Origin of the sequence: Fibrella arboris, assembly GCF_041321095.1 — a bacterium.
Classification (GTDB): Bacteria; Bacteroidota; Bacteroidia; order Cytophagales; family Spirosomataceae; genus Fibrella; species Fibrella arboris.
In genome coordinates this window covers 202,327-214,238 of the sequence record NZ_JBGGWE010000012.1, presented here as the reverse complement: position 1 = coordinate 214,238, position 11,912 = coordinate 202,327, and the positions used below count along the sequence as shown (strand labels likewise).

Sequence of the window (11,912 nt, the reverse complement as noted above, 5' to 3'; positions counted from 1 at the left end):
GCCGCCCGGTCTTCTGTTACGCTGCTTATCAGGACCCATTGGCCTTAGCAGCGCAACAGAAGACCGGGCGGCGTTCCGCGAAGACAGAGGACTGACTAACTAAAGTGAGGTCCTGCAAAATTACGTTATTTTCGCCGTTGGGTTGGTATTTGCAGCGCACATTCGTGGGCCACATCGGCCTTAAACCACATTGTAACGTCACTATGGAATCGGGCGAAAAGCGATATTACAGCATTCGGGAAGTGGCTGATCTGTTCAACGTGAACATATCGAAACTGCGTTACTACGAGAAGGAATTCCCCACGCTTAGTCCAAAAAAGAACCGTTCCGGCGATCGGGTATACACCAAAGCTGAAGTCGATCACCTGCGCGAAATCCTTGATCTGGTCGAAAATCGGGGCTTCAAACTGCAGGGCGCCCGCGAATACCTGAACAGGAAACAGACGGCCCAAAGCGACACCGCCAAGATGATCGATAGGCTCCGCGAGATCCGTCAGTTCATGGTCGAGTTGCGGGATAAAATAGACACTTCTGCTGAATAGAAGTTGGGCAAAAACGCCAAACAGCTGTATGGCGGCAGGTAACTTTCTCTAAACTGTTCGTTGTTCCAGCCGGTTTTGACGGTGAGCAGCCCGCCGATTTGTGCTGCCGGTTAACAACAACCTCATGGAACAACGTACCATTGGCAGCTCGTCGCTGTCTGTAGCACCGCTCGCTTTTGGCGGTAACGTATTCGGCTGGACGGCCGACGAAGCCACTTCTTTTCAACTGCTGGATGCCTTTGTCGATGCCGGATTCAACCTCATCGACACGGCCGACGTGTATTCGCACTGGGTGCCGGGCAACCAGGGCGGCGAATCGGAAACGATCATTGGTAACTGGCTGAAGAAAACCGGCAAACGCGATCAGGTTGTGCTGGCTACCAAGCTAGGCTCCAAAATGGCGCCGGATAAAAAAGGGCTCTCAAAAGCCTATATGCAACAGGCCGTCGAAGACTCGCTCCGCCGATTACAAACCGACTATATCGACCTGTACCAATCGCACTACGACGACCTGGATACGCCGATTGAAGAGACGCTCGAAAGTTTTAGTCAGCTGATCCAGGCCGGGAAAGTGCGGTTCATTGGCGCGTCGAATTTCACGCCCGAACGCCTCCGGGAATCGATGGAGGTCAGCGCCAAACAGGGCTACCCAGCTTACCAAAGTTTGCAACCCGAGTACAATCTGTATGACCGCGAGAAGTACGAACAGCAGTACGAGCCTATTGTGATGCAATACGGCCTGGGCGTGATCAACTATTACGCGCTGGCCAGTGGTTTCCTGACGGGCAAGTACCGGTCGGAAGCCGATCTGTCGAAGAGTCCGCGCGGGCAGGGCGTGAGGAAGTACCTGGATGATCGGGGTTTCCGCGTCCTGAACGCCCTTGATGAAATAGCCGAGCAGTATTCAGCCACACCCGCCCAGGTGTCGCTGGCCTGGCTCATGGCGCACCGGGGCATTACGGCACCTATTGCCAGCGCTACCAGTGTTGAGCAACTGCACGACATTGCCAAAGCCGCCGAGTTGAGGCTGGATAATGAAGCAATCGATAAACTGACAACGGCCAGCGAGGCGTAAATAATTTTGCTTCGCTCTGTAGGTTGCTAACGCGTGGCCCTTCGACTAGGCGTAAGCAACCTACAGAGCCAGGCCAATCCAACATGAAGAAAAATTAATGTTGGCTTCAGATCGGCCTTAACTGGCGCAGGTAGCTTTGTTTCACAATCAACCAGTAAAACAAACGCTATCAATGAAAACGAATCTCATCATCACCTCACTCCTGCTGGCCGGACTAGCCACCGCCCACGCACAAACCAGCAATACACCGCCGCCACCACCGCCCGTCAATCCCCAGGTGGCAGATGGACCGGGAACAGGCGTTCGTGGCTTCGCCAAAGGCGACCGGAAAGGCATGAGGAAATACAAAGGCGACCGCCTGCGCGACGGTTTTGGGCCACAGGATGGGCCGGGTCAGGGTGGGCCGGGGCGACCAGGGAAAATAGGCCGTAAAGGCGGTCCAAATGGTCGTGAAACAGGTCTGCTTCCGCTTACCACCGTAACCGGTTCCGTTGGTGAACTGACGGGCAATGATGACTACATCCTGAACGGCTTTACCCTCACAGGCGGCAGCAAACCAATGACCGTACAGTTTGCGCCACATCTGGGCAAGCAGGTTCAGCAAACCATAAAAGCCGGTAGTTCGGTCAGTGTAACGGGCTTTGCAGATACCCGGCCAGATGGCGAATCGCGCTTTCACATGACCAGCCTGACAGCCGGTAAAACAACCATTACCGATGCACCGCCCGCCACACCGCCAGCGCCCGTTGCGCCTGTCATGAGCACCATAACGGGTAAGATCACCGACTATAAGCTGGACCGCAGTGGCCGGGTTAACGGGCTGGTTATCAATGACAACCTTGTTCATGTTCCGCCGCACATTGCTTACCAACTGACGAATCTGGCCAAGAAGGGCACCGACATAACCGTACAAGGCTACACCCGTACACTGGGCGAAGGACAGGTACAGCTCCAGAAAGCGAATATCCTGCGCGCCTCGGTCCTGACAATCAACGGACAGCAGTACCTTGTTCGCTAATCGTTAATCAGTTGGCCCTCCTCCTGCGTGAGGGGGGCTTTTGCCACATGAAAATTTTAGTCATTGAAGATGAGCGTAAACTGGCCCGGTTCATTCGGCAGGGGCTGGAACAGGTAGGGCATGTGGCCGATCTGGCCTATTCCGGTTCGGCAGGACTCGATCAGTTGGCGGGTGGGCTCTACGATCTGGTGCTGCTCGATTTGATGCTACCCGGCCAAACCGGTTTCGATGTGCTGAAGAACATGCGCGCTTATGGGCTGAACGTACCTGTGGTCATCCTGTCGGCCCTGAGCGATGCCCCTACCATAGTGCAGGGGCTGGACCTGGGCGCGGTCGACTACCTGCGTAAACCGTTCGACTTCGAGGAGCTGCTGGCGCGAATCAGGGTGTGGCAACGCAAAACTACCACGGGCGACGCCGTAGTGCTGCGGGTGGCCGACCTGGAAATGCGATTGACCAGCCGGGAAGTGCTACGAAACGGCACCAAACTCGACCTCACGAACCGCGAATTTGCCCTGCTCGAACTGCTCATGCGCCAGGCGGGGCGCGTGGTAACCCGTACCGAAATTGCCGAGAAAGTGTGGGCCGTCGACTATGACCGGGGTAGCAACGTCATTGACGTACACATGTATCAGCTTCGCAAAAAGCTCGATGCGGCTGCACCAACGGACGCCGGCAAAGAACCGGAATTGATTGAAACGCTGATTGGGCAGGGGTACCGGCTCCGTACCGCATGAGCCTGCGCAGCCGCATTGTACTGGCTGTGGCAGCCGTGTTTGCCCTGGTGAGTGCCGCCACTGGTAGTTTGATGCTTGGCCGGGCCGAGCAGAGCCTGCAAACGGCGTTTGACCGAGCCACCCAAACCCGCGCCAACTGGTTGCTCTCGATGGTCAGCATCGACCCGGTTGTACTCCCGTTGCCCGGCCTTCGCGAACAGATGCGCCTCACGGCCTCATCGGCCTACTTCCCCACGCGTGAACTGTTTAAAAGCCCTGATTTTCCGAACGACGATGGCTCCCCACGGCAACGACGCTTTAAACAGCCAGGTACGTTGCCACCCGTCGCCAGCAACTACCGTTTGGTCACCGTTGAGTCATCAGCCGATCAGTTCATCGACAGTCAGGTTCGTCTCACGCTGGCCATGCCTGATGGGAGTCTACAACGCGACATTCAGGAGCTCAGGTGGGTTTTCGGACTGGGCTGGCTCTCAAGTCTGCTGTTGGCGCTGGCAGCGGGCTACGGCGCGGCAGGCTGGTTACTACGGCCCATTAAAAGCCTGGTGGCTCAGGCAGCTCAAATTGGTAAGGCAACCCGGATAGAACCGCTCACACCACCTAAAAGCCGCGACGAGCTCTACACACTGACCGTAGCCCTGAACCAGATGCTGGAGCGTATTCAAACGAGTATTGATACGCAACGGCATTTCTTCGGGGCCGCCGCCCACGAGCTACGTACCCCGCTGGCCGTTATGAAAACCGGATTGGAGGTTACGCTCAGTGGGGGTCAGGCCGGAAACGGATTGCGCCCTTTTCTGGATGGGCAACTAGACGAAGTACGTCGCCTGAGCCGACTCATCGACGAATTTCTCACGCTGAGCCGACCAGACGAATCAGCGCCCCTGCTTCAGCTATCGTCGGTGAAAGTAGATGCACAAGTGAGCCGTTGCCTGCAGCAGTTAACAGCAATTGCCGCCGATTATGAGGTAGCTACTCAGCTGGCTATTCAGCCGGGGCCAGGGCTGGACCTGACTACCGATGCCGTGAAGCTGGATCATATCCTGCTTAACCTGATCGAAAATGCCATAAAGTATGGGGTAGCTGACAGCACCGTTACCGTAACCATCGACGGCACGAACCCTGCACTGGCAGTCGTACAGGTTCAGAACAGAACCTCGCGTGAGAGCGGACCTACGCTTGAACTGACCGAGCCTTATTTTCAGGCCGACCCACTGAAAGAGGGGCATGGACTGGGCCTGTGGATAAGCCACCGCCTAACAAGCTTACTGGGCGGTCAGTTATCCCTTAGCTGGCAGGCTTTTACGTTTACCAGCACGCTTCATATTCCCATACGATAGCCAACACACCCGGCAAGGGCCACTCAACGAACGAATGAAATCGCTTTACTGCATCTTGTTGCTTACGCTCTCCAATATCTTTATGACGCTGGCCTGGTATGGCCACCTTCAGTTGAAACAGTACCCACTGATTGCCAAACTGTCCCTGTTTGGCGTCATCATGCTCAGTTGGGGCCTGGCCTTTTTCGAATACATTTTTCAGGTGCCCGCCAATCGCATTGGCTCTACCGAAACGGGTGGTCCTTTTTCACTTTTTGAGCTAAAAACCATTCAGGAAGCTGTCTCACTGACGGTCTTCACCCTGATTACCGTCTACGTCTTCAGGACCGATAAGCTAGCCTGGAACCATCTTGTCGGTTTTGCCTTCATGGTCGTGGCGGTCTTTTTTATTTTCAAAAAATGGTAGCGGCATCGGCTCGCTCCACTGATCGCCAGCCATCGGCAGCCAGTTTGCGGGCTCTCGACCGGGCCAATTTTTTCCTGGCCGACGTGCGTGATGGTCTGGGGCCATACCTCGCCATTTACCTGCTCACCACCCGCCACTGGCAGGCGCAGGATATTGGCCTGGCCATGTCGGTAATGGGGATAGCAACGGTGGCCAGCCAGACCCCCGCCGGGGCGCTGGTCGATCGAACGCGGCGCAAACGGCTCTACTCGATCGTGGCGTCGCTCTTGATTGCCACCGCCTCATTGGGCACAGTATTGCTCCCTACCTTTTCGGTTATCATCGGTGGCCAGGTGCTAATGGGTCTGGCGGCGGCCTGGTTTACGCCCGCCTTAGCGGCCATTACCCTGGGATTGGTAGGCCACAAGGCCCTCGACGGACGCATTGGGCGCAATGAAACCGCCAACCACGGCGGCAATGTGTTTGCGGCCTGTATGGCGGGGCTCATCGGCTATTACGTCAGCACCGAGGGCATCTTTGTCCTGCTTGCAGCCATGTCGGTCCTCAGCAGCCTGGCTATCTGGCGCATTCGCGAATCGGAAATTGACCATGAACGCGCGCGGGGCGACGGCGACAAACCAACTGACGATGGCCACCAGCAAACAGGCTGGCGGGCACTGGCAGCCAACCGGGATATCCTGTTTTTTGCGCTGGCCTGCGTGCTCTTTCATTTTGCCAACGCCGCCATGTTACCGCTCCTTGGGCAGCAATTGGCCAAAGGAAACGGCGCAGGTACGTCGTCGGCCTATATATCGGCCTGTATTATTGTGGCGCAATTAGTCATGATTCCCGTTAGTTACTGGGCCGGGCAACTGGCCCCACGAGGGCGTAAACGCCTGTTGCTGATTGGGTTCGCCGTTTTACCAGTAAGGGGCCTGTTATACACGCTAACCGACGACCCGATAAGGCTGGTCAGCATCCAGATTCTTGATGGTGTAGGGGCTGGTCTTTTCGGGGTTTTGTCGGTCCTGATCGTTGCGGATCTCACGCAGGGCAGCGGCTTGTTCAACACCACGCAAGGTGCCATTGCCACCGCCGTGGGGCTGGGGGCTTCATTAAGCAGTGCCTTTGCCGGGGCCATTGTGCAACAGGCGGGGTACACGTATGCTTTCCTTATTCTGGCTGGTATTGCGGTAGCAGCACTGGGCGTGTTTGGGCTGCTGGTGCCCGAAACACGCAACTACAAGCCAGCAGACCGGCGGCAAATAAACTGACCTAATGCACAGGCGTAATGGTGGGTTGCTGCCCAGGTACGTTGTTGATCCGGCCCTTTATAGCAAAAGCCCGACCAGTGCTAGCTGAGTCGGGCTTTTGCTACAGTCTTCTGTTGTGCGCTAGAACAATCGCCCCAGGAAGATCAGGACGATGGCGCCACCAACCGAAATCAGCAGATTCATGACCAGACCGTCATTTTCAGGATCGTTGCCGAGGCGCTTAGCAATGAAACCGCCAACCAGACCACCCACGATGCCCAAAATAATATTGATCAGCGCGCTGTTGTGGCTCCCCATAAAGGTACTGGCCAGATAGCCAGCAATGCCACCGATGATAATTGAATACAGGAAACCCATAGCTGTTAGTAGTTAAGTGAAAAGGATGATTGTTTAAGTAATAACGCCCAAGGTAGAAATTAAGGCAGACAATATCGAGTGAATGGCCCGTCTTAAACCAGTGACCGTTCAGAATTAGCCAGTCATTACAATATGCTGCTGGTGACTCAATAGAGATTGATTCTGCTCCGTTTACTCATAAGCTTGCCTACATAGATACTCTCGTATGAAGACGAAAATCTGGTCTCCTGTCATTCAGGCGACCCTATTGCTCATGCTATTGCTGGGCTGCAAAAAAACGGTCGACCCCGTAACGCCACCTTCGGCCGTGGGTAATTGGAAAATCACGGCCCTCACATTCGATCCTGTTTGGGCGGCACCATCCGGCGCCACTACCATCAACGTACCTGATTGGGTTCCCTACCTGAAAGCCAATGGGGAAACCTGCCTCTCTGATGTGACACTCACCTTTGGCGCCGACGGCACCGCCACCACCAATGCCGCCAGCACTGCCACGTGCACAAGTGCCAGCAATTCGCGCGGCTTTCTCGATTTCCTGTTCGAGCCAGGTGGTACGTTTACGGAAACCGATACGCAACTGATACTCTATGGCAAAGACAAGCTGGCAGCGCTCCCACTAACCAAATCGGGAGCGGGCAATACGATGAACATTGCCTTTCAGGACGATGTAGATTTCAGCAACCGCCCCATCAAAACCACCTATACCCTTAAACTGGTGAAGCAATAGGCTTTTATCAGTCCGGTTCTCCCAAACAGACACAGTCCTGCGGGCCCACAGTCATTTTTATAACGACTATGGCCCCGCAGGACTGTGTCTGTTTGGGAGAACCGGACTCTCCGTTTATTTCGGCATCAACACGCTGTCAATGGCGTGTACGGTTCCGTTGGTCGCCTGAATATCAGGCGTTGTCACCATAGCCGAACCCCCTTTAGCATCCGTCAGCATCACGGCGTTGCCCTGCTTGCGAACAGTTAAAGTGCCCCCGCCCACTGTCTTCAGCGTCTGACCGTCTTTCAAGTCCGATGCCATCACGTTACCCGATACGACGTGGTAGGCCAAAATACCGGCCAGCTTACTCTTATTGGCGGGTTGGGTCAGGCTCTGCAACGTACCGGCCGGCAGTTTGCTGAACGCAGCATTAGATGGCGCAAAAACGGTGTACGGGCCGGGTGTCTTCGCCTGGTCGGCGAGCCCAGAGGCTACCAGTGCCGTTTGGAGGGTTGAAAAGTCGCTGGCCCCGGCCAGATTAGCCGCCAAATCTTTATCGGTTGCTTTTGACGTACCCCCGCCCGTTGGTCGGGTGACCGATGATGACCCCATCGTTGTGGGTGCTGTTCCTGCCGAGGCTGGGCGGGCAGACGTGTCTACCTGCGCATAGGCGCTACCTCCCACCGCTAGTAAAGCCAGCAGCGTGTGTGTCAATTGGATTTTCATACGAAAGGTATTTAAAATCTATTAGTTAAATAGACTTAACCCAGAATCCACCTGATTGTTAGTTACCTTCTCATTAAATTCAATAATCCTTTCTTAACTGATAACCAGGCTTTTCTACTAAGATTTTCTAGAGTGCATACTTATCAGCCGCCTTCTAGTAATTCTTATTGGAAATCCATATGATTGTGGCTAAGCCTTTCTGATTGCCTGTGCCCACCGCTACGCCTGAACAACTCCATCAAATTGCCCTTTCGCTCGTGCCAGGCGTCGGGGGAATCCTTATCCGGCAACTCATCAGTTATGGCGGCTCGGCCGAAGCTGTTCTTGCCGCGCCGCCGGCCAAACTCCTGAAGATTCCAGGCGTAGGCGAGGTTACAGCCCGCGCTATTCGGCAGCCCCACGTGTTAAGTGCCGCCGAAGCGGTCCTGCGTCGGCTCGAAAGACTAGGCGCCTCGGCTCTTTTCTATACCGATGAGGCGTATCCAGCCCGACTCAAAACGCTCTACGACGCGCCGGCTTTGCTATACCAACTGGGCAACGCGGATCTGAACGCCCCCCGTACGCTGGCCTTGGTGGGAACCCGGCAGGCAACCGAATACGGTCGACGCATGACGGAAGAAATCGTACAGGCCATGCAGCCCTATGGCATTTCGATCATCAGCGGACTGGCCTACGGCATCGACATCGCGGCCCATCGGGCCAGCCTCCAGGTTGGGTTACCGACCGTGGGCGTTATGGCCAGTGGCCTAGACATTATTTATCCATCGGTACACAGCCGCACCGCACAGGATATGCAGGCCCTGGGCGGCCTACTCACGGAGCACATACCGGGCACCAAACCCGATCCGCGCTATTTTCCGGCCCGAAACCGCATCATCGCGGGCCTTAGCGACGCCGTAGTGATTGTGGAAGCCGCCGCTAAAGGGGGGGCGCTCATCTCGGCCGAGTACGCCAACAACTACAACCGCGAGGTGTTTGCCGTGCCTGGGCAGGTGTCACAACAGTTTTCGGCGGGCTGCAACAAGCTCATCCGCGAGAACAAAGCACAGATATACACCAGCCCTACCGACCTCATCGAAGCCATGAACTGGGATCAGGACCCGGCCGGCATGGCGGCAGGTAAATCGTCGGCTTCGGTTCCGATTCCGCTCGATTTCACAGCCCAGGAAAGCCAGGTCGTGGCCTTGCTGCGCCAGAAGCCGGGGTTGCACATCGATGAACTAAGCTGGCAATCGCAGATCAACATGGGTGCGCTGGCTTCACTCCTGCTCAGCCTGGAATTTCGTGGGTACGTCCGGTCGCTTCCCGGAAAGCGGTATGAGGTTGCGTAAGTGCGTGACACATCCATGATTCTGCCGTACTTTTGCCGCTCGATTTCCCCAGGCGATCAACGCCTGTAGCTCCTTTCAATCCTGTAAAATTCCGACGGTCCGCCGCTGGCCACCCTGGTCAAGGCAAAACGTTGCGGTTCAGCTATGTTAAGTGAACAAGAAGTAAACAGACGTCAGAAACGTGAAGAACTGATGCGGATGGGCATTGACCCCTACCCCGCCGAGCTATTCGACGTTACGCACACCATCACCACCCTTCGCGATGCCTTTGCCGACAAGGCAGGACAGGAGACGCAGGGAGGCTACGAGCCGCACCTCGATTTTGCCGGTGACGCTACCTATGGGCAGGTACGTCTGGCAGGCCGAATGATGGGCTTCCGTATTTCGGGGGCGGCCTCATTCGCCGAAATGCAGGACAGCACCGGCCGCATGCAGCTTTATTTCCGCCGCGACGACATCTGCCCCGGTGAGGATAAAACGATGTACAACACGGTGTTCAAGAAGTTGCTCGACATTGGCGACATCGTGGGCGTGGAAGGCAACATCTTTACCACGCAAACGGGTGAGCTGTCGCTCTACGTCCGGTCGTTCAAACTGCTGACCAAGTCGCTACGGCCTCTGCCAGTGGTAAAAGAGGTGGTGAACGAGCAGACGGGCGAAAAAGAAACCTATGATGCCTTCACTGATCCGGAACTGCGGTACCGTCAGCGCTACGTCGATCTGATCGTGAATCCTCAGGTACGCGAGGTGTTCATCAAGCGCAGCAAGCTGGTGAATTCGATTCGGCAATATTTGAGCGGAAAAGGGTATCTGGAAGTTGAAACGCCCATTCTTCAGCCCATTCACGGAGGCGCTACAGCCCGGCCCTTCCAGACGCACCATAACACGCTCGACATGGCGCTGTATCTGCGGATTGCCAACGAGCTGTACCTGAAACGGCTGATCGTAGGCGGTTACGACGGTGTGTTCGAGTTCGCGAAAGATTTCCGCAATGAAGGCATGGACCGGACGCATAACCCCGAGTTCACGCAGGTGGAATTCTACGTGGCCTACAAAGACTACAACTGGATGATGGACACCATTGAAGAGATGGTGGAGAAAGTAGCCATCGATGTGGCCGGTACAACCAAGGTGACGGTGGGTGAGAACATCATCGACTTCAAACGCCCCTGGAAACGCCTGACCATGTTTGAGGCCATTCAGGAATACACGGGTGTCGATGTGTCGGAAATGGGTGAAGAGGCGCTGCGTCAGACTGCCGAAAGCCGGGGTATCAAAACCGACCAGTCGATGGGCAAATCAAAGCTGATCGACGAGTTGTTTGGTGAAGCCTGCGAGCCGAACCTGATTCAGCCGACGTTTATCACGGATTACCCCGTCGAAATGTCGCCGCTGACCAAGAAGCACCGCAGCAAACCGGGGTTGGTCGAACGGTTCGAGGCGATCTGCAACGGTAAAGAGATTGCCAACGCTTATTCGGAACTGAACGACCCGCTCGATCAGCGGGCTCGCTTTGAGGAGCAGCTCGAACTGGCCAAACGCGGCGACGACGAAGCCATGGCGATGGATGAAGACTTCCTGCGGGCCCTGGAATATGGTATGCCCCCTACGGCGGGTGTTGGCCTGGGTATCGACCGGCTGGCGATGATCATGACCAACCAGCCAAGTATACAGGAGGTGCTTTTCTTCCCGCAGATGCGGCCTGAAAAGAAAGAAGAAATTTCGACTGAAGCCGATTTTGTCGACGCTGGCGTACCGGCAATTTGGGTACCGGCGCTCCAGAAACTAGGTTATTTGACCATCAGTCAACTGCACGCGGCCAGCCCCAACAAACTATTCAATGATCTGGGTGGCGTTCGCAAAAAGTTAAAGATGAACGACGTACCCATGCCATCCATTGCCGATGTGCATAGCTGGACGGGACATGTTTAGTTTACTGTTTTCAGTTTACTGTTGCGCTGCTAATCAGCGAGCTCTTTCATCAGCAGCGCAACAGTAAACTGAAAACAGTAAACTTTAAAAAACAAAATGCCCCGGCTTTTCAGCCGGGGCATTTTGTTTTTTTCTATCGGACCAACGGTCTGACGAATTAGATCTTGCTGACCTTAACGGCGTTGAGGCCTTTTTTGCCATCAACTACTTCGAACTGAACCCGGTCATTCTCACGAATCGTCACACCGTTCAAGCCGGTAATATGAACGAAAATTTCACGACCATTGGCGTCATCAACGATAAAGCCGAAGCCTTTGCTTTCGTTGAAAAACTTAACCACACCTGTTTGCATAAAATTGGTATAAATTAGATAGGCGGCTGACCTGTTGTAGGTTACCACCCTGCATGAAACGCAAAGTACGTGAATTAGTTTCAGAAGACAGGCAGGTCTGGCAGTAAAAGCCTCCGTTAGCTATGAATTTTGTGTAA

Annotated in this window: 13 protein-coding genes; 10 read left to right on the top strand and 3 right to left on the bottom strand. The window is 55.1% G+C overall.

Going from position 1 to position 11,912, the window contains the following annotated elements:
- Positions 1–203: 203 nt before the first annotated feature.
- The 7 genes from ACAW75_RS20405 (at position 204) to ACAW75_RS20375 (ending at position 6,368) form a co-directional block, all read left to right on the top strand.
- Entirely contained in the window at positions 204–542 is a 339-nt protein-coding gene (locus ACAW75_RS20405) for a MerR family transcriptional regulator (RefSeq protein ID WP_370730595.1), read from the top strand.
- Between the two features lie 124 nt (positions 543–666).
- Complete coding sequence (locus tag ACAW75_RS20400) at positions 667–1,617, top strand: aldo/keto reductase (RefSeq protein WP_370730594.1); 951 nt, start codon at positions 667–669, stop codon at positions 1,615–1,617.
- 172 nt (positions 1,618–1,789) lie between these two features.
- Positions 1,790–2,635, top strand: a complete 846-nt coding sequence (locus ACAW75_RS20395) for a hypothetical protein (RefSeq protein WP_370730593.1) — start codon at positions 1,790–1,792, stop codon at positions 2,633–2,635.
- A gap of 47 nt (positions 2,636–2,682) precedes the next feature.
- Positions 2,683–3,372, top strand: coding sequence for a response regulator transcription factor (locus tag ACAW75_RS20390; RefSeq protein WP_370730592.1), 690 nt, complete (start codon positions 2,683–2,685; stop codon positions 3,370–3,372).
- Entirely contained in the window at positions 3,369–4,709 is a 1,341-nt protein-coding gene (locus tag ACAW75_RS20385) for a sensor histidine kinase (protein WP_370730591.1), read from the top strand. Before ACAW75_RS20390 ends, ACAW75_RS20385 begins: the two co-directional genes overlap by 4 nt.
- A gap of 34 nt (positions 4,710–4,743) precedes the next feature.
- Positions 4,744–5,115: a DMT family protein gene (locus tag ACAW75_RS20380; protein WP_370730590.1), complete on the top strand. Its 372-nt coding sequence runs from the start codon at positions 4,744–4,746 to the stop codon at positions 5,113–5,115.
- The gene (locus ACAW75_RS20375) at positions 5,109–6,368 is read left to right on the top strand and encodes an MFS transporter (protein WP_370730589.1); all 1,260 of its coding nucleotides are present in this window, start codon (positions 5,109–5,111) and stop codon (positions 6,366–6,368) included. The genes ACAW75_RS20380 and ACAW75_RS20375 overlap by 7 nt, the downstream gene beginning before the upstream one ends.
- Before the next feature lie 120 nt (positions 6,369–6,488).
- Here the strand turns inward: ACAW75_RS20375 and ACAW75_RS20370 are convergent, their stop codons facing one another.
- Positions 6,489–6,725 (bottom strand): GlsB/YeaQ/YmgE family stress response membrane protein, encoded by a 237-nt coding sequence (locus ACAW75_RS20370; protein ID WP_370730588.1) that lies wholly within the window; start codon positions 6,723–6,725, stop codon positions 6,489–6,491.
- A gap of 205 nt (positions 6,726–6,930) precedes the next feature.
- Here ACAW75_RS20370 and ACAW75_RS20365 point away from each other — a divergent pair, with 205 nt between their 5' ends.
- Positions 6,931–7,452: a hypothetical protein gene (locus ACAW75_RS20365; RefSeq protein WP_370730587.1), complete on the top strand. Its 522-nt coding sequence runs from the start codon at positions 6,931–6,933 to the stop codon at positions 7,450–7,452.
- A gap of 114 nt (positions 7,453–7,566) precedes the next feature.
- Here the strand turns inward: ACAW75_RS20365 and ACAW75_RS20360 are convergent, their stop codons facing one another.
- Positions 7,567–8,160, bottom strand: coding sequence for a fasciclin domain-containing protein (locus ACAW75_RS20360; protein WP_370730586.1), 594 nt, complete (start codon positions 8,158–8,160; stop codon positions 7,567–7,569).
- Positions 8,161–8,369: 209 nt separating this feature from the next.
- On the opposite strand from ACAW75_RS20360, the gene dprA reads away from it, so the two are divergent.
- Positions 8,370–9,491, top strand: a complete 1,122-nt coding sequence (gene dprA, locus ACAW75_RS20355; protein WP_370730585.1) for a DNA-processing protein DprA — start codon at positions 8,370–8,372, stop codon at positions 9,489–9,491.
- A gap of 144 nt (positions 9,492–9,635) precedes the next feature.
- Positions 9,636–11,423: a lysine--tRNA ligase gene (gene lysS, locus ACAW75_RS20350; RefSeq protein ID WP_370730584.1), complete on the top strand. Its 1,788-nt coding sequence runs from the start codon at positions 9,636–9,638 to the stop codon at positions 11,421–11,423.
- 157 nt (positions 11,424–11,580) lie between these two features.
- Here lysS and ACAW75_RS20345 read toward each other — a convergent pair whose 3' ends face one another.
- Entirely contained in the window at positions 11,581–11,775 is a 195-nt protein-coding gene (locus ACAW75_RS20345; protein ID WP_085410498.1) for a cold-shock protein, read from the bottom strand.
- Positions 11,776–11,912 lie beyond the last annotated feature (137 nt).

Bases quoted from the DNA above. Each gene is read 5' to 3' on its own strand.
- ACAW75_RS20390 (WP_370730592.1), top strand. From the start codon at position 2,683: ATGAAAATTTTAGTCATTGAAGATGAGCGTAAACTGGCCCGGTTCATT.
- ACAW75_RS20360 (WP_370730586.1), bottom strand. From the start codon at position 8,160: ATGAAAATCCAATTGACACACACGCTGCTGGCTTTACTAGCGGTGGGA.
- ACAW75_RS20365 (WP_370730587.1), top strand. From the start codon at position 6,931: ATGAAGACGAAAATCTGGTCTCCTGTCATTCAGGCGACCCTATTGCTC.
- ACAW75_RS20400 (WP_370730594.1), top strand. From the start codon at position 667: ATGGAACAACGTACCATTGGCAGCTCGTCGCTGTCTGTAGCACCGCTC.
- ACAW75_RS20380 (WP_370730590.1), top strand. From the start codon at position 4,744: ATGAAATCGCTTTACTGCATCTTGTTGCTTACGCTCTCCAATATCTTT.
- ACAW75_RS20405 (WP_370730595.1), top strand. From the start codon at position 204: ATGGAATCGGGCGAAAAGCGATATTACAGCATTCGGGAAGTGGCTGAT.
- lysS (WP_370730584.1), top strand. From the start codon at position 9,636: ATGTTAAGTGAACAAGAAGTAAACAGACGTCAGAAACGTGAAGAACTG.
- ACAW75_RS20395 (WP_370730593.1), top strand. From the start codon at position 1,790: ATGAAAACGAATCTCATCATCACCTCACTCCTGCTGGCCGGACTAGCC.
- ACAW75_RS20345 (WP_085410498.1), bottom strand. From the start codon at position 11,775: ATGCAAACAGGTGTGGTTAAGTTTTTCAACGAAAGCAAAGGCTTCGGC.
- ACAW75_RS20370 (WP_370730588.1), bottom strand. From the start codon at position 6,725: ATGGGTTTCCTGTATTCAATTATCATCGGTGGCATTGCTGGCTATCTG.
- ACAW75_RS20385 (WP_370730591.1), top strand. From the start codon at position 3,369: ATGAGCCTGCGCAGCCGCATTGTACTGGCTGTGGCAGCCGTGTTTGCC.
- ACAW75_RS20375 (WP_370730589.1), top strand. From the start codon at position 5,109: ATGGTAGCGGCATCGGCTCGCTCCACTGATCGCCAGCCATCGGCAGCC.